Raw genomic sequence first — 15104 nt, 5'->3', positions numbered from 1 at the left:
GTCAGCCCTCCACCCGCACCACGGATTTGACGAAGATGCCTTGCGTCATGACTTGCTCCGGCACGAAGGTGCCCAGCGGCACGATCTCGTCCACCTGCGCGATGGCGTGGCCCGCCGCCATGCACATCACCGGATTGAAGTTGCGCGCCGCGTGGCGGTACATCAGGTTGCCCCAGCGGTCGCCCAAGTGGGCGCGGATCAGCGCGTAGTCGGCGCGCAGCGGTTGTTCCAGCACATAGCCCACGCCGTCGATGACTTCCTGACGGCGCCCTTCGGCCAATTCCGTGCCGTAGCCGGTGGGGGTATAGAACGGCCCCAGTCCGGCGCCGGCCGCGCGCAACCGTTCGGCCAGGGTGCCTTGCGGCACGCATTCCAATTCGACCTCGCCGGCCCGATAGGCGCGTGCGAAGGCGTCGGAATTGGGCGGGCGCGGGTGCGAGCAGATGATCTTCCTGACCTGCTTGCGGATCAGCAGCGCGGCAATGCCGCGTTCGAACGTGCCGGCGTTGTTCGAGATGATGGTCAAGTCGCGCCGCCCGGATTGCGCCAGGCATTGCAGCAATTCGTACGGCACACCGGCCTCGCCGAAGCCGCCCACCAGCACCGATGCGCCGTCGGGGATAACGGCCACGGCCTGGGCCATGGACGCCTGGATCTTGTCGATCATCTATTGCTCCTGGGCCAGTCCGGCCGTGTCCACGATCTGTTTCCAGCGCGCGCGTTCCTGGTCGATGAAGGCGGTGAATTCGGCGGGTGTGTTGCCGCCCGCCTGGCCGCCCATGGCCTTGAAACGTCCGCTGATGTCGGGGCTTTGCACCACGTCGCGCGTGGCGGCGTAGAGTTTGTCGACGACGTTGGCCGGCGTGCCCGCCGGCGCGATCAACCCAAACCACGCGGTGACCACCATGTCCCTGACACCGGCTTCGGCCATGGTGGGCACGTCCGGCAGTTCGGCCAGCCGCTTGTCGCTGGTGACCGCCAGCGCACGCAGCTTGCCCGACTGGATGTACGGCATGGAGCTGGGCAGGTTGTCGATCATGAAGGTGAACTGCTGGCCCAGCAGCGCCGCCACGGCGGGGCCGGCGCCTTTGTACGGGATATGCGTGCCGGCCACGCCCGCGCGTTGCTTGAACAGTTCGGCGGACAGATGCGGCGATTGGCCCGCGCCGGAGCTGCCGAAGGACACCTTGGACGGGTCGCGCCGCGCTTGCGCCTGCAAGTCGGCCACGCTGCGCACGGGCGACGCTTCGTTCACGACCAATACATTGGGCACCGATATCACCAACGTCACCGGCGCGAAATCGGCGGGCTTGTACGGCAGCGTCTTGTACAGCGCGTAGTTGATGGCGTTGGGGCCGATATTGCCCATCAGCAGCGTGTAGCCGTCGGGCTTGGCGCGCGCCAGCGCCTGGGCGCCGATGATGCCGGCCGCGCCCGCACGGTTCTCGACGATGACTTGCTGGCCCAGCTTGGCCGCCAGCTTGTCGGCGATGAGCCGCGCCGAGATATCGGTGGTGCCGCCGGGCGCGGCCGGGATGATCAAGGTGATCGGCCGTTCCGGCCAGGCGGCGTGAGCCGGACCGGCGATGACGGCCGCCATCACGCCCGCGGCCAGCCAGCGATGCGCTTGCAACATGCTTGTCTCCGAACGCGGTCATGGATGACCAACTTGTCGGGCAAGTGTGTGCGGCGCGCCGGCAAATGCCAATTCTGCAATCTGGAGGACGGGCTTCGCCTGAGCTTAACGCCGAGGTGGGCGCGCGGATCGGGCAAGCGTGGTCCGGCCGGGTGGCGGCTCCGGGAATTCGGGCTGGGGCTGCGGGCTGGGGGCTTGGGCTCAGCCTGCCGCGTTACTCACGAGGGCTTAGTCGCCCGCGCGTTCCCAGCGGCGCTGGATAGCCTTGGCCGCGACCACGCCGTCCGCCATCGACGTCACCACGCAGGGGTGCATGCGGTGGGCGACTTCGCCAATGGCATAGATGTCCGGCACGCTGGTCTCGGCGGTGGCGAAGTCGGTGCGGATGTAGCCGCGTTCGTCGCGGGCCAGTTGCAGGCCGTCGGCAAAGGCGGCCTGCGGTTCCCAGCCGTAGAAGACCAGGATCAGGTCGTACTGCCGGCCGTCCACGCTGCGGTGGGCGGGGTCGACGGTGTAGGGGCCGATGCGCACGCCCTCGCGGCCGGCGCGGGTGACCCATTGCTGCTGGGCGCGCACGCTGCGCGCATACAGGTGCACCATGCGCGCGCCGCGATTGCGCACGTAAACGTAATTCTCGAAGGCGTTGTCGCCGCCGCCCAGCACCGCCACCGACAAGCCGGAGTAGTCCTGCGCGACGATGGGCGAACCCGGGCCGACCAGCACGCCGGGCCACGAGGCGCCCGGCGGATGATCGGGCAAGCCCTTGGCGCGCACGCCCGATGCGATGACCAGCGTACGGCCACGCACCTGTTCCTGGCCGCCGTCGGGGCCGGCCAAGGTGGCCTGGACGCCGCCTTTGCAGGGCAGCACGTCGACAACGCGGGAGTTCATGCGCAGCGGCACGTTGGCGGCGCGCACGCTGGTGTCGATATTGGCGGCCACCTGCTGACCGGTCACGCCCGGCAACACGGCGATCCAGTCGTCGGCGAAGGGGTTGTCCTGCGCCAGGCCGCCCAGGCGGGCGCCGGCCTCGACTAATATCGGGGACAAACCAAGCCTGGCCAGCCACAGGGCGCAGGACGCGCCGGCCGGGCCGCCGCCTACAATGACCGCATCGTGCATGTGTTGCATTTCCACCCTTATTGACCGCGCCGGCGCCTCACGGGTGCCAGGACGTGGCGCAATTGTAGCCAGCGCGCCGCCCCCGATCCGCCGTCCCCTTACAATTCCGGCTGTCCCACCCAGGTTTTCATCATGCCCACACGTCGCATCATCCTTTCCGGGCTTGCGCTCGACGCCCGCATCGGCATCCTCGAACACGAGCGCCGCGCCACCCAGCCCCTGCATGTCGACGCCGAATTCGATGTGGACATCCAGCGCTCGGTCGACGACCACGATATCCACAGCGTGCTGGACTACCGCCGTCTGCGCGAGGCCATCGTCGAGGAATGCACGCAGGCGCATGTGAACCTGATCGAAACCCTGTCCGAACAAGTCGCCGCGCGCCTGTTGGCCGACTTCCAGGAAATCCGCTCGTTACGCTTGCGCATCAGCAAGCCCATGGCCTTTTCCGACTGCGCGGCGGTAGGCGTGGAAATCCAGATTTCGCGTTGATCATGAACGATATTGCACCGCCCCCCGCCGTCCGCTCCCCCGAGGTCCGCTTTCGCACCGAGGCCGAGGAAAAGGCCCGCCACGAAGGCAACAAGCTGACCAAGCGCCTGGCCCGCGAGACGACGCGCGCGCTGTCCGACTACAACATGATCGAAGAAGGCGACCGCGTGATGGTCTGCCTGTCGGGCGGCAAGGATTCCTATGCCATGCTGGACATCCTGTTGCAGCTGCAAAAGCGCGCGCCGTTCAAGTTCGAGCTGATCGCCGTTAACCTGGATCAGAAGCAGCCGGGCTTTCCCGACCACATCCTGCCCCAGTACCTGAAAGACCTGGGCGTGCCCTTCCACATCGAGACGCAGGACACGTATTCCATCGTCACGCGCGTGCTGGAAGAAGGCAAGACGATGTGCTCGCTCTGTTCGCGCTTGCGTCGCGGCATCCTGTACCGCGTGGCGTCTGAACTGGGCGCCACCAAGATCGCGCTGGGCCACCACCGCGACGACATCCTGGCCACGTTCTTCCTGAACCTGTTCTACGGCGGCAAGGCCAAGGGCATGCCGCCCAAGCTGGTGTCGGACGACGGCCGCCACACCGTGATCCGCCCGTTGGCCTACGTGGCCGAAACGGACCTGATCGCCTACGCCGAACTCAAGCAATTCCCCATCATCCCGTGCAACCTTTGCGGCTCGCAGGAAAACCTGAAGCGCAAGGAAGTGGGCCGGATGATTAAAGACTGGGACAAGCAGCATCCTGGCCGCTCGTGGAACGTGTTCAACGCGCTGTCGCGCGTGGTGCCGTCGCACTTGATGGACCGCGACCTGTTCGACTTCGTCGGCCTGAAACCCACCGGCGTGCCGGACGCCAACGGCGACACGGCGTTTGACGCGGTGGACCCGGACGACAACGCGGACGACGCCTGCGGCGACACGCCCGAAGCGTCCGCCGACGCCAGCGGCATCGTCGAGAAAAAAGTGATGTTTACGCGCGGATAGTTGCGTGGTCGGTAGCAGGGGCAGGCACAAACGCCTGCGCCCGCGATCACGCCGCCGATGACGGGTTCAACACCCGAATCGGCTTGCCCGCCTGAAACGCCTTCACGGCGTCCAGCGCGTTCTGGTAGAACGCTTCGAAATTCTCGCGGCTGACGTAGCCCAGGTGCGGGGTCAGGATCACGTTGTCCAGGTCGCGCACCGAGTCGGTGGGCGATAGCGGCTCTTCGGGGTAGACGTCCAGGCCCGCGCCGGCCAAGCGGAATTTGACCAGAGCGTCCATCAGGGCCTCGTTGTCGACCAGGCCGGCGCGCGACGTGTTCACCAGATAGGCGGTCGGCTTCATCGCGGCAAGCGCCGCGGCGTCCACCACGTGACGGCTGCGCTCGGACAAGATCAAGTGCAGGCTGACCACGTCGGACGTGGCAAAAAGCGTGTGCTTGTCGACACGCTTGACGCCCGCCGCCTCGGCGCGCTCGTCCGTCAGGTTGGGGCTCCAGGCCACCACGTCCATGCCGAAAGCCAGGCCCACCTTGGCCACGGCCGCGCCCAGCTTGCCCAGCCCCAACACCCCCAGCCGCTTGCCGGCCAATGGCTCCGGCATGGCGGTTTGCCACATGCCGCGGCGCATGGCCGCGTCTTCCGCGGGCAGGTGCTTGAAAAGCCCCAGGATATGCGCCCAGGCCAGTTCGGCCGTGGCGGTGTTGGCGTCGGCACTGCCCGGCGCGCCGCACACGACGATGCCCTGTTGCGTGCAAGCCTGCATATCGATGGCGTTGTTGCGCATGCCGGTGGTGATCAACAGGCGCAGCTTCGGCAGCGCGCGAATGCGCTCGGCCGGAAACGGCGTGCGTTCGCGCATCGCGACGATCACGTCGAAGGGTTCCAGCGTGGCCTCGACCTGTTCGACCGGAATGAAGTTGTTGAAGATCTGCACCTGGGCGTCACCGCCCAGCGAGGTCCAATCCGCATAGCGCCGTGCTACGTCGTGGTAATCGTCGAGTATTGCGATTTTCAAGTGTCTTCTCCGGGTGGCAAGGCGGCTATCGCGCCAGCCACCCGGCCGGTGCGATCAGCGCCGGTCAGTTCAAGCGTTCTTTCAGTTGGTCCAGCGGAATGGCGCCGCTGACGCGCGAGCCGTCGGCAAAGAACAGCGTGGGCGTGCCGCGCACCATCAGGCGGTGGCCCAGTGCAAGCAGCTTGTCTTCAGGCACATCGCAATTGGCGGCGGCCGGCTTCTTGTTGCGCACCATCCAATCGTCCCAGGTCTTGCCCTGGTCCTTGGCGCACCAGACGTCGCGCACCTTGTCCTTGGAATCGGGCGACAGAATCGGGTACATGAAGGTGTAGACGGTGACGTCGTTCAGGTCTTCCATCGTCTTGCGCAACTGCTTGCAATAGCCGCAGTTGGGATCTTCAAAAATGGCGACCTTCTTTGCGCCGGAGCCCTTGACCTGCTTGATGGCCAGTTCCAGCGGCAGCTGATCAAACGTGACGGCGCTGAGCTTTTCCTGCGCCTCGCGGGTGACATCGCGGCGCGTCATGGCGTCTATCAACGGACCTTCCATGACCCAGGTGACTTTTTCGTCCGTGTAGAGCAGGTCCATGCCCAACTGCACTTCAAAAATGCCGTAAGGCGTCAGGCGCACGGCGGTGACGTCCATGCCGGAAAAGCGTTGTTCGAAGCGTTCCTTGACGGCGTCGAGCTGCGGCGTCGACACGCTTTTTTCGCCGTTGGCGGGTTTGCCGACCGACTCGGTGGAGACGGCCTTGCCTTGGGCCGGCGCCTGCGCCAGAGCCGGGACGGACAAGCCCAGCCCGCCGGCCAGGAAACAAGCCGCCAGCGTGGCGGAGATGCGGAAAGTCATGGGTGCTCCTGTACTTATCGTGTTCTTTGGGGGAAAGCGTAACTCATCCGGCAAGGAGCCGGGCCGGACGACATGCCGGTTGGACGCGGAAAGGCGAAGTGTCGTTCAGACGCCCGGCACGCTTCAAGGTTCCAAAAGAAAACCTCAAAGCGCGGGGCTGACCACCCGTGCCGGATCGCCCGCTGCGGGGCGTGCGCCTCAACGCCGCCTCAATTGGCCGATGCACCCGCGATCAGGCGGCGTTTGACCAAGGGCGCGCGTTCCACCACATGCATCCCCGCGTTTCGCAGCCACACCAGCGGCGTCGCGCGCGAGGCGAACAGCTTGTGCAGGCCGTCGGTAGCCAGGCGCATCGCCAGCACCGGTTCGGCGCGGGCGCGCTGGTACCGATGCAGCACGCGGATGTCGCCCGCCGACCGGTAGGACTCGCGGCCAGCCACGGTGCGGGCCAGCGCCTCGACGTCGCCCAGGCCCAGGTTCAGGCCCTGGCCCGCCAGGGGGTGGAGCCGGTGCGCGGCGTCGCCGGCCAGCGCGATGCCGGGCGCCACCATCTGCGCGCGTTCCAGCGTCAGCGGAAAGCCGTGCAATTTGCTGCGTACCTTCAAGCGGCCCAGCCGGCCCTCGGCGGCGTCGGCCAGCAAGGTTTCCAGCCGCGCAGTTTGCTGTTCGGCCGGCAAGGCCAGCAGCGCCTGCGCCGGTTCGCTGCGCATGGACCAGACCATCGACACTTGCGGGCCGTCGGCGGTGTCGGGCAGCGGCAACAGCGCCAGCACCCCGTCGTCACGGAACCACTGGATGGCAGTGCCATGGTGGGCGTGTTCGGCATCCAGATGCACCACCAGGCCCGTGTCGTTGTAGGACACGGTGTCGTGCTTCAAGCCGGCCGCCGTGCGCAGCGGCGAGGCCGCGCCGTCGGCGCCCACGAACAATTCCGCCTGGATGCGCGCCCCGCTTTCGGTATCGACCGCGCCATCCTGATAGCCGGTGCAGCGGTCTTCCAGCCAGGGGATGCCGAACATCCGCACCGCCTGGATCAACACGCGCTCGATCTCGCCGGATTCGACGATCCAGGCCAGTTGCGGCAACGCCGCCTGCCAGGCGTTCAGGTTGACCTGCCCGTCGGCGTCGCCGTGGATTTCCATGGCTTGCACCGGCATCAGCCGGCCGGCGGGCATGGCGTCCCACACGCCCAGCTCGGCCAGGAAACGCTGGCTGGCGGGCGAAATGGCGTAGACGCGCGGGTGGTAATGGTTGGGATCGGCGGCGGGCACGGATGAACGCGGCGCCAGCACGGCAACGCGCTGGCCGCGCCGGGCCAGCGCCAGGGCGGTGGACAGGCCGACGATACCGGCCCCGCATACGACGATTTGATGGCTCATCTTGCCGAGGGCTCCCCAGCTTGCTTGGGCCACAGCACCCACATCTGGCCCCGTTGTTTCATGCGGCCCGCCTGCTGGCCGGCTTCTTCACCGTAACCCCAGTAGAAGTCGGCGCGCGCGGCGCCCCGGATGGCCGTGCCCGTGTCTTGCGCGAAAACCAGCCGTTGCAACGGTCGGTCGGAGGCCGGGAAGGTCGTGGCCAGGTACACCGGGGTGCCCAGCGGCACGAAGGTGGCGTCCACGGCGATGGATCGCTTGGGCGCCAGCGGGATGGCGTAGGCGCCCTTGGGCCCCTGTTCGGGGTCGATGACCGGCTCTTCGCGGAAGAACACCACCGCCGGATTCGCGTTCAGCATTTCAGGCACGCGCTTCGGATTGCGCTGTGCCCAGGCGCGGATGTTCTGCATGGACGCCTGATCGGCGCTGAGTTCGCCCCGGTCGATCAGCCAGCGGCCGATGGACACGTAGGGCTGGCCGTTATGGTCGGCGTAGGCCACGCGGATGGTCTTGCCGGCGTCGGGACCGTCGGTCAGCTGGACGCGGCCCGAGCCCTGCACTTGCAGGAAGAAGTTATCCACCGGGTCATCCACCCAGACGACGACCGGCGGCTTGCGGCCCGAGGGGGATTCGATGGCGGCGCGGGTGTCGTAGGGCACCACGCGCTTGCCGTCCAGCTTGCCGCGCACGCGTTTGCCGGCCAGGTCCGGGTAGACCGAACCCAGGTCGATGGTGAGCAGGTCGGCCGGCACGGCGTACAGCGGCCATTGGTAGTTGCCGCCCTGGCGGCGCGATCCGCGCACCAGCGGCTCGTAGTAGCCGGTGACCGTGTTGGTGGCCGGCTTGCCGTCGGCGGCGTTCAGGCGCCACGGCTGCAAATACGTTTGCAGGAAGCGGCGCACGGCTTCGCCGTCGCCCGCCGCCGGCGCGCGGGCCGGGTCGATGGCCGCGGCGCAGACGGGCTGCCACGCACGCGGCGTCGCACGGGCTGGCGCGGCCAGGTTGCCGCTGGTCGGGCGCATCAGCCCACGGCAATTGCGCAGGAACAGGGGCCAGAACTGGGTCAGGTCGTCGGCAGACCAGCCGGGCATTTCGGACCAGGTGCCGGCCTTGAACTTGCCGGCCAGCGCGCGCGGCGGGGTGTCGGGCAACGCCGACAGCGACGGCACCACCAGGGGGCCGTCAGCCGCCGGAGTTCGCGAGCCGGGGATGGTGCTGGTTTCGCCGGGGCCGGAAGGAATTTCCGACGGCGTGGAGCATGCCGCCAGCAAGATCGGCAGCAGGGACAGGCTGAGAATGCGCTTCATGAGCTAGGAAAAAAACGAGCGACGGGCGGGGCCATTCAATGCAGGGTGCGAGGCATGGCCAGGACGAATTCGGAGATCGGCACTTCGAACGGGATGCCGTTCTCGCCGACGCAGTGATAGGTGCCGCGCATGGTGCCCACGGGGGTGGGCAGCGGACAGCCGCTGGTGTATTCGAAGGTTTCGCCGGGCGCCAGCAACGGTTGCTGGCCCACGATGCCCAGCCCGCGCACTTCCTGCACGCGCTGGTTGCCGTCGGTGATGACCCAATGGCGGCTGATCACCTGGGCGGGATGTTCGCCGGTGTTGGTGATGCGAACGGTATAGGCAAACACGAATTGCTGTTCGCCCGGATCGGACTGTTCAGGCACGAAGCGCGGAGAGACAGAGACGCTCAGGTCGTAAGGTTTCACAGTCCTTCCCTGTGTGGCTGGACGCGGGGGCCGGAGATCGGCGCCGGGCGTTCGGGAGACGTTTGGACAACGCAGAATTGGGAGCCGTGGAACCGGGCCTTTCCCGAACCCGCGCCTCAAACTGCAATAATGGCACATTATGCCCTCCCCGATCCCGAACATCATGTCTACCTCCACGGCCTCCACCCGCATCACCCCCAGTATCCTGTCGGCTGACTTCGCCCGCCTGGGCGAGGAAGTCCGCAATGTCGTCGCCGCCGGTGCCGACTGGATACACGTGGACGTGATGGACAACCACTATGTCCCCAATCTGACCATCGGCCCGATGGTGTGCGCCGCCATCCGGCCCCATGTGCAAGTGCCGATCGACGTGCATCTGATGGTCGAGCCGGTGGATGACCTGGTCCCGATGTTCGCCAAGGCAGGCGCCGACTACATCAGCTTTCACCCGGACGCCAGCCGCCACGTGGACCGCACGCTGTCGCTGATCCGCGAAAACGGCTGTAAGGCCGGCCTGGTGTTCAACCCCGCCACGCCGCTGTCCTACCTGGACTACGTCATGGACAAGATCGACCTGATCCTGATCATGTCGGTGAACCCGGGCTTTGGCGGCCAGAGCTTCATTCCCGGCACGCTGGCAAAGTTGCGCGAAGCACGCGCCCGGATCGACGCCTGGACGCAGGCCGGCGGCCAGGAAATCGTGCTGCAGGTGGACGGCGGCGTCAAAATCGACAACATCGCCGAAATTCGCCGCGCGGGCGCCGACACCTTCGTGGCCGGCTCGGCCATTTTCGGCAAGCCCGACTACGCCGGCATCATCAAATCCATGCGCGAACAGATCGCCATCGGCGAAACCACCGCCGTCTAAGCCACCAGGAAACCTCGACATGACCGCTTTTCGCGCCGCGCTGCTGGACCTGGACGGCACCCTGCTGGACTCCATCCCCGACCTGGCGTTCGCCGCCAACGCCATGCGCGTCGACCTGGGCCTGACCGTGCTGCGTGAAGACGTGGTTGCCACGTTTGTCGGCAAGGGCGTGGACAACCTGGTCCGCCGCAGTCTGGCGGGCAGCCTGGACGCACCCGACCCGTCGGCCGAGGAATTCGCCCGCGCCCGCGACTCCTTCTACCGGCACTATCACCTGGTGAACGGCGAACGCGCCCAGGTCTATCCCGGCGTGATCGACGGCCTGAAGCACATGCGCGACCAGGGCCTGAAACTGGCGGTGGTCACCAACAAGCCCACCGAATTCACCCTGCCGCTATTGCAGCGCACGGGTTTGGCGGGCTTTTTCGACGCCGTGGTCTGCGGCGACACCTGCGTGCGCCGCAAGCCCGACCCCGACCAGGTGCTGCACGCCTGCGAACTGCTGGGCGTGGCGGTGACCGAGGCCGTCACCATCGGCGACTCGATCAACGATGCCCAGGCGGGCCGCACGGCCGGTACGCAAGTGCTGGTGGTGCCTTATGGCTACAACGAAGGCCGGGACGTGCGGGAGCTGGATGTCGATGGTATAGTTGACACGCTTGTCAACGCCGCTCAGTGGGTTGCGCTCTGGAACCAAAACCAGAACGCCGCGAAAATCGCTTCCTGAATCGCTTCCTGAATCGCCTCCTGAATCGCCTCCTGAATCGCTTCCTGAATCGCCTCCTGAATTGCGTCGGCAAACCTGAACAACCGAACACTGCACCTCATCAAGACACACCCGGATCAATGAACGCTTACCCCCAGAACCAAATGCTCGGCGCCTCGTGGCGCTGGTGGCGTTTGTCTTCCGGGTGGCGATGATCCCTCCCGGCCCTGGACGCGTATGCCGCCTAGTGCCGTAGCTGTGTAAACACAGAGCCAAGCCCGGAACCAGACACCTGGACCGGGCTTTTTTGTTGTGCGCCCGGTCTGAAAGCAAACCAAAAATCGCTTACGAGACCCCGACATGACCGAAATCGAATTCAAGGCCCTCGCCGCTCAAGGCTACAACCGCATCCCGCTGGTGGCCGAGACCTACGCCGACCTGGACACCCCGCTGGGCATCTACCTGAAGCTGGCGCACGCAGGCCCCTTGGCCGGCCGCATGACCTGCCTGATGGAATCGGTGGTGGGCGGCGAGCGCTTCGGGCGCTATTCCTTCATCGGCCTGCCCGCCCGCACCGTGATCCGCGCCAGCGGCACGCTGACCGAAGTGCTGCAGGACGGCAAGATCGTGGAAACGCACGAAGGCGATCCGCTTGCCTTCATCGAGCAATACCAAAGCCGTTTCAAGGTGGCGCTGCGCCCCGGCATGCCGCGCTTTTGCGGCGGCCTGGCCGGCTACTTCGGCTACGACACCGTGCGTCACATCGAGCCTTGCCTGGGCCCTGCCGTCAAGCCGTTCCCGGCCGGCATGGAGGACGGTACGCCCGACCTGATGCTGATGCACGTGGACGAATTGGTCATCGTCGACAACCTGGCCGGCCGCATCTACCTGATGGTGTACGCCGACCCCAGCCAGCCCGAATCCTACAGCCGTGCCCAGCAGCGCCTGCACGATCTGCGCGCGCGCCTGCGACGCCCCGTGGAAATTCCGTACAGCCACGCCAGCATGCAGACCGAAGAGCGGCGCGATTTCAAGAAAGAAGACTATCTGGCCGCCGTGCACCGCGCCAAGGAACACATCGCCGCCGGCGACCTGATGCAGGTGCAGATCGGCCAGGTCATCGCCAAGCCGTTCCGCGATTCGCCGCTGTCGCTGTACCGCGCGCTGCGCTCGCTGAACCCCTCGCCCTATATGTACTTCTGGAACTTCGGTGACTTCCAGGTGGTGGGCGCCTCGCCCGAGATCCTGGTGCGCCAGGAGCGCGTGGTGGACAACGGCGTGCCCAAGTCGCAGATCACCATCCGCCCGCTGGCCGGCACCCGCAAGCGCGGCGCAACGCCCGAGGAAGACGCGGCACTGGCCGCCGAATTGAAGGCCGACCCCAAGGAAGTGGCCGAACACGTGATGCTGATCGACCTGGCGCGCAACGACGTGGGCCGCGTGGCCGAGGTGGGCTCGGTCAAGGTCAGCGACACCATGGTCATCGAACGCTATTCGCACGTGATGCACCTGGTGTCCAACGTGACGGGCAACCTGAACCCCGGCATGAGCAGCATGGACGTGCTGCGCGCGTCCTTTCCCGCCGGCACGCTGACGGGCGCGCCCAAGGTGGAAGCCATGAAGATCATTGACGAACTGGAACCCGTGCGCCGTGGCATCTACGGCGGGGCTGCCGGCTACCTGAGCTATGGCGGCGAAATGGACGTGGCCATCGCCATCCGCACCGGCGTCATCAAGGACGGCACGCTGTATGTGCAGGCCGCCGCCGGCATCGTGGCCGACTCGAATCCCGAGGCCGAATACGCCGAAACCGAAGCCAAGGCCCGCGCCGTACTGCGCGCCGCCGAACAGGTCCAGCACGGCCTGGACGAACCCATCTGATCCCGGCCCGGCCCCGCCGCACGCCCCCCGCCCGCACGGAGAAAAAAATGCTGTTGATGATTGATAACTACGATTCGTTTACCTACAACCTGGTCCAGTACTTTGGCGAACTGGGCGAAGACGTGCGCGTGGCGCGCAATGACCAGATCACCCTGGAAGAGATTGCCGCGCTGAACCCGGACCGCATCTGCGTGTCCCCCGGCCCGTGCTCGCCCGCGGAAGCCGGCATCTCGGTGGCCGCCATCCAGGCCTTTGCCGGCAAGAAGCCGATTCTGGGCGTGTGCCTGGGCCACCAGGCCATCGGCGCGGCCTACGGCGGCGACATCGTGCGCGCACAGCAAATCATGCACGGCAAGACGGTGCAAATTTCGCACACCGGCACCGATATCTTCAACGGCCTGCCCACGCCCTACACCGTGATCCGTTACAACTCACTGACCATCGACCCCGCCACCCTGCCCGACTGTCTGGCGGTGACCGCCACCGCGCCCGACGGCGACATCATGGGCGTGCGTCACAAGACCCTGCCGCTGTACGGAGTACAGTTTCATCCCGAGTCGGTGCTCAGCGAACATGGCCATGCCCTGCTGCGCAATTTTCTGAACCTCGCCTAAGACAAGAAGGACGCATCGTGACCATTTCCCCCACCGAAGCCCTGACGCGCTGCATCGAACACCGCGAAATTTTCCACGACGAAATGCTGCATCTGATGCGCATGCTGATGCGCGGCGAGATGTCGCCGCAGATCGCCAGCGCGCTCTTGATGGGCCTGCGCGTCAAGAAGGAAACCATCGGCGAAATCACCGCCGCCGCGCAGGTCATGCGTGAATTCGCCACGCCCGTGGTCACGCCCAATCCGCAAGACCTGCTGGATATGTGCGGCACGGGCGGGGACGGCAGCCACACGTTCAACATCTCGACCACCGCCATGTTCGTAGCGGCGGCGGCTGGCGTGCCGATCGCCAAGCACGGCAATCGCAGCGCGTCTTCGTCCAGCGGCAGCGCCGACGTGCTGGAAGCGCTGGGCGCCAACCTGGTCCTGTCGCCCGAGGAAGTGGCCGAATGCATCCAGGCCACCGGCATCGGCTTCATGTTCGCGCCCGCGCATCACGGCGCCATGAAGAACGTGGCCGCCGTGCGCAAGGAATTGGCCGTGCGCACCATCTTCAATATTCTTGGCCCCCTGACCAACCCGGCCGGCGCCGCCAACCAGTTGATGGGGGTGTTCCACCCGGACTTGGTGGGCATTCAGGTGCGCGTGCTGGAACGCCTGGGTTCGCGCCACGTGCTGGTGGTGCACGGCAAGGACGGGATGGACGAAGCGTCGTTGGGCGGGGCCACGCTGGTGGGCGAGCTGAAAGATGGTCAAATACGGGAATATGAAATCCATCCCGAAGACTACGGGCTATCCATGATGTCCAACCGGTCCATCAAGGTGTCCAATCGCGAGCAGTCACGCGAACTTGTCATCGAGGCGCTGGAAAATGTCGAGGGCACGGCCCGCGACATCGTCGCCCTGAACGCAGGACTTGCCATCTACGCCGGCAATAAAGCCGATTCCATTCCCGAAGCCTTAGCGCTAGCATTTGAAATGATCGCCACCGGCGCGGCGCGAGCCAAGCTGGAAGAATTCTGCGCATATACCCGGAAATTCCAGAAATGAACGATATTCTTGCGAAGATCCTCGCCGTCAAGGTCGAGGAAGTCGCCGCCGCCCGCCAGATGCGCAGCGAAGCCGAAGTCCTGCGTGAAGCGCAGGCGCGCCAGGACGTGCGCGGCTTTGCCCAAGCCATCGAAGACAAGATCTCGCAAGGCAAGGCCGGCGTCATCGCTGAAATCAAGAAAGCCTCGCCCTCCAAGGGCGTGCTGCGCGACACCTTCGCCCCCGCCGAAATCGCCTCGTCCTATGCCGTGCATGGCGCCGCCTGCCTGTCGGTGCTGACCGATGTGCAGTTCTTCCAGGGTTCGCACGACCACCTGCGCCAGGCGCGCGCGGCGTGCTCGCTGCCAGTGCTGCGCAAAGACTTCGTGATCGATTCCTACCAGATCATCGCTGCGCGCGCGATGGGCGCCGACTGCGTGCTGCTGATCGTGGCCGCGCTGACGCCGACGCAATTGCGCGACTACGAAACGCTGGCGATGGAACTGGGCATGGACGTGCTGGTGGAAGTGCACGACGCCCGCGAACTGGACGTGGCGTTGACGATGAAGACGCCGCTTCTGGGCATCAACAACCGCAACCTGCGCACCTTCGAAACCAGCCTGAAGAACACGCTGGACCTGCTGCCCAACATTCCGGCGGGCAAGCGCGTCGTCACGGAAAGCGGCATTCTCAAGCCCGAAGACGTCAAGCTGATGCGCGACAACAACGTCAATGCCTTTCTGGTGGGCGAAGCCTTCATGCGCGCCAAGGACCCCGGCGCGGAACTCGCGCGTCTGGTCGGCTAGG

16 protein-coding genes are annotated in these 15104 nt (G+C 66.0%); 8 read left to right on the top strand and 8 right to left on the bottom strand.

All coding sequences use genetic code 11. The features are described from left to right. Position 1: 1 nt before the first annotated feature. The 3 genes from AC6LJY_RS12365 to AC6LJY_RS12355 form a co-directional block, all read right to left on the bottom strand. Entirely contained in the window at positions 2–667 is a 666-nt protein-coding gene (locus AC6LJY_RS12365; RefSeq protein WP_104144824.1) for a 3-oxoacid CoA-transferase subunit A, read from the bottom strand. Then, positions 668–1636, bottom strand: a complete 969-nt coding sequence (locus tag AC6LJY_RS12360; RefSeq protein WP_498136041.1) for a Bug family tripartite tricarboxylate transporter substrate binding protein — start codon at positions 1634–1636, stop codon at positions 668–670. It lies immediately after the preceding gene. Between the two features lie 228 nt (positions 1637–1864). Beyond that, positions 1865–2767: an NAD(P)/FAD-dependent oxidoreductase gene (locus AC6LJY_RS12355; RefSeq protein ID WP_046805623.1), complete on the bottom strand. Its 903-nt coding sequence runs from the start codon at positions 2765–2767 to the stop codon at positions 1865–1867. A 123-nt stretch (positions 2768–2890) separates the two neighbouring features. Here AC6LJY_RS12355 and folB point away from each other — a divergent pair, with 123 nt between their 5' ends. After that, positions 2891–3250, top strand: a complete 360-nt coding sequence (folB, locus tag AC6LJY_RS12350) for a dihydroneopterin aldolase (protein ID WP_046805622.1) — start codon at positions 2891–2893, stop codon at positions 3248–3250. 2 nt (positions 3251–3252) lie between these two features. Next, entirely contained in the window at positions 3253–4242 is a 990-nt protein-coding gene (gene ttcA / locus AC6LJY_RS12345; RefSeq protein WP_120153575.1) for a tRNA 2-thiocytidine(32) synthetase TtcA, read from the top strand. Positions 4243–4288: 46 nt separating this feature from the next. On the opposite strand, the gene AC6LJY_RS12340 is transcribed toward ttcA, so the two are convergent. The 5 genes from AC6LJY_RS12340 to apaG all read right to left on the bottom strand — a co-directional run bounded on the left by AC6LJY_RS12340 (position 4289) and on the right by apaG (position 9200). Further along, on the bottom strand, positions 4289–5257 hold the full coding sequence (locus AC6LJY_RS12340) for a D-2-hydroxyacid dehydrogenase family protein (RefSeq protein WP_046805620.1): 969 nt from the start codon (positions 5255–5257) through the stop codon (positions 4289–4291). Positions 5258–5321: 64 nt separating this feature from the next. After that, positions 5322–6107 (bottom strand): thioredoxin fold domain-containing protein, encoded by a 786-nt coding sequence (locus AC6LJY_RS12335; RefSeq protein WP_314363197.1) that lies wholly within the window; start codon positions 6105–6107, stop codon positions 5322–5324. Between the two features lie 209 nt (positions 6108–6316). Then, positions 6317–7486: a UbiH/UbiF family hydroxylase gene (locus AC6LJY_RS12330; RefSeq protein ID WP_219991596.1), complete on the bottom strand. Its 1170-nt coding sequence runs from the start codon at positions 7484–7486 to the stop codon at positions 6317–6319. After that, positions 7483–8790 (bottom strand): murein transglycosylase A, encoded by a 1308-nt coding sequence (mltA, locus tag AC6LJY_RS12325; RefSeq protein ID WP_319306440.1) that lies wholly within the window; start codon positions 8788–8790, stop codon positions 7483–7485. The genes AC6LJY_RS12330 and mltA overlap by 4 nt, the downstream gene beginning before the upstream one ends. Before the next feature lie 35 nt (positions 8791–8825). Further along, complete coding sequence (gene apaG, locus AC6LJY_RS12320) at positions 8826–9200, bottom strand: Co2+/Mg2+ efflux facilitator ApaG/CorD (RefSeq protein WP_046805616.1); 375 nt, start codon at positions 9198–9200, stop codon at positions 8826–8828. A gap of 139 nt (positions 9201–9339) precedes the next feature. Between apaG and rpe the strand changes: the two genes are divergently transcribed. The 6 genes from rpe (at position 9340) to trpC (ending at position 15103) form a co-directional block, all read left to right on the top strand. Beyond that, on the top strand, positions 9340–10068 hold the full coding sequence (gene rpe / locus AC6LJY_RS12315; protein WP_046805615.1) for a ribulose-phosphate 3-epimerase: 729 nt from the start codon (positions 9340–9342) through the stop codon (positions 10066–10068). Positions 10069–10087: 19 nt separating this feature from the next. Beyond that, the gene (locus AC6LJY_RS12310) at positions 10088–10795 is read left to right on the top strand and encodes a phosphoglycolate phosphatase (RefSeq protein WP_046805614.1); all 708 of its coding nucleotides are present in this window, start codon (positions 10088–10090) and stop codon (positions 10793–10795) included. A 339-nt stretch (positions 10796–11134) separates the two neighbouring features. After that, complete coding sequence (gene trpE, locus AC6LJY_RS12305) at positions 11135–12655, top strand: anthranilate synthase component I (protein WP_498136040.1); 1521 nt, start codon at positions 11135–11137, stop codon at positions 12653–12655. A gap of 47 nt (positions 12656–12702) precedes the next feature. Further along, positions 12703–13269: an aminodeoxychorismate/anthranilate synthase component II gene (locus AC6LJY_RS12300; RefSeq protein ID WP_104144831.1), complete on the top strand. Its 567-nt coding sequence runs from the start codon at positions 12703–12705 to the stop codon at positions 13267–13269. 17 nt (positions 13270–13286) lie between these two features. After that, the gene (gene trpD, locus AC6LJY_RS12295; protein WP_046805611.1) at positions 13287–14318 is read left to right on the top strand and encodes an anthranilate phosphoribosyltransferase; all 1032 of its coding nucleotides are present in this window, start codon (positions 13287–13289) and stop codon (positions 14316–14318) included. After that, positions 14315–15103, top strand: coding sequence for an indole-3-glycerol phosphate synthase TrpC (gene trpC / locus AC6LJY_RS12290; protein WP_314363211.1), 789 nt, complete (start codon positions 14315–14317; stop codon positions 15101–15103). The genes trpD and trpC overlap by 4 nt, the downstream gene beginning before the upstream one ends. Position 15104: the final 1 nt, after the last annotated feature.

The sequence above is a fragment of the Achromobacter sp. RT286_PF genome, from assembly GCF_059760425.1.
The sequence above is the reverse complement of the archived record's forward strand: the minus strand, read 5'-3'. Positions and strand labels throughout refer to the sequence as shown.

Excerpts from the sequence above, each read along its gene's own strand:
- AC6LJY_RS12365 (WP_104144824.1), bottom strand. The coding sequence starts at position 667 with ATGATCGACAAGATCCAGGCGTCCATGGCCCAGGCCGTGGCCGTTATC.
- AC6LJY_RS12360 (WP_498136041.1), bottom strand. The coding sequence starts at position 1,636 with ATGTTGCAAGCGCATCGCTGGCTGGCCGCGGGCGTGATGGCGGCCGTC.
- AC6LJY_RS12355 (WP_046805623.1), bottom strand. The coding sequence starts at position 2,767 with ATGCAACACATGCACGATGCGGTCATTGTAGGCGGCGGCCCGGCCGGC.
- folB (WP_046805622.1), top strand. The coding sequence starts at position 2,891 with ATGCCCACACGTCGCATCATCCTTTCCGGGCTTGCGCTCGACGCCCGC.
- ttcA (WP_120153575.1), top strand. The coding sequence starts at position 3,253 with ATGAACGATATTGCACCGCCCCCCGCCGTCCGCTCCCCCGAGGTCCGC.
- AC6LJY_RS12335 (WP_314363197.1), bottom strand. The coding sequence starts at position 6,107 with ATGACTTTCCGCATCTCCGCCACGCTGGCGGCTTGTTTCCTGGCCGGC.
- AC6LJY_RS12330 (WP_219991596.1), bottom strand. The coding sequence starts at position 7,486 with ATGAGCCATCAAATCGTCGTATGCGGGGCCGGTATCGTCGGCCTGTCC.
- mltA (WP_319306440.1), bottom strand. The coding sequence starts at position 8,790 with ATGAAGCGCATTCTCAGCCTGTCCCTGCTGCCGATCTTGCTGGCGGCA.
- rpe (WP_046805615.1), top strand. The coding sequence starts at position 9,340 with ATGCCCTCCCCGATCCCGAACATCATGTCTACCTCCACGGCCTCCACC.
- AC6LJY_RS12310 (WP_046805614.1), top strand. The coding sequence starts at position 10,088 with ATGACCGCTTTTCGCGCCGCGCTGCTGGACCTGGACGGCACCCTGCTG.
- trpE (WP_498136040.1), top strand. The coding sequence starts at position 11,135 with ATGACCGAAATCGAATTCAAGGCCCTCGCCGCTCAAGGCTACAACCGC.
- AC6LJY_RS12300 (WP_104144831.1), top strand. The coding sequence starts at position 12,703 with ATGCTGTTGATGATTGATAACTACGATTCGTTTACCTACAACCTGGTC.
- trpC (WP_314363211.1), top strand. The coding sequence starts at position 14,315 with ATGAACGATATTCTTGCGAAGATCCTCGCCGTCAAGGTCGAGGAAGTC.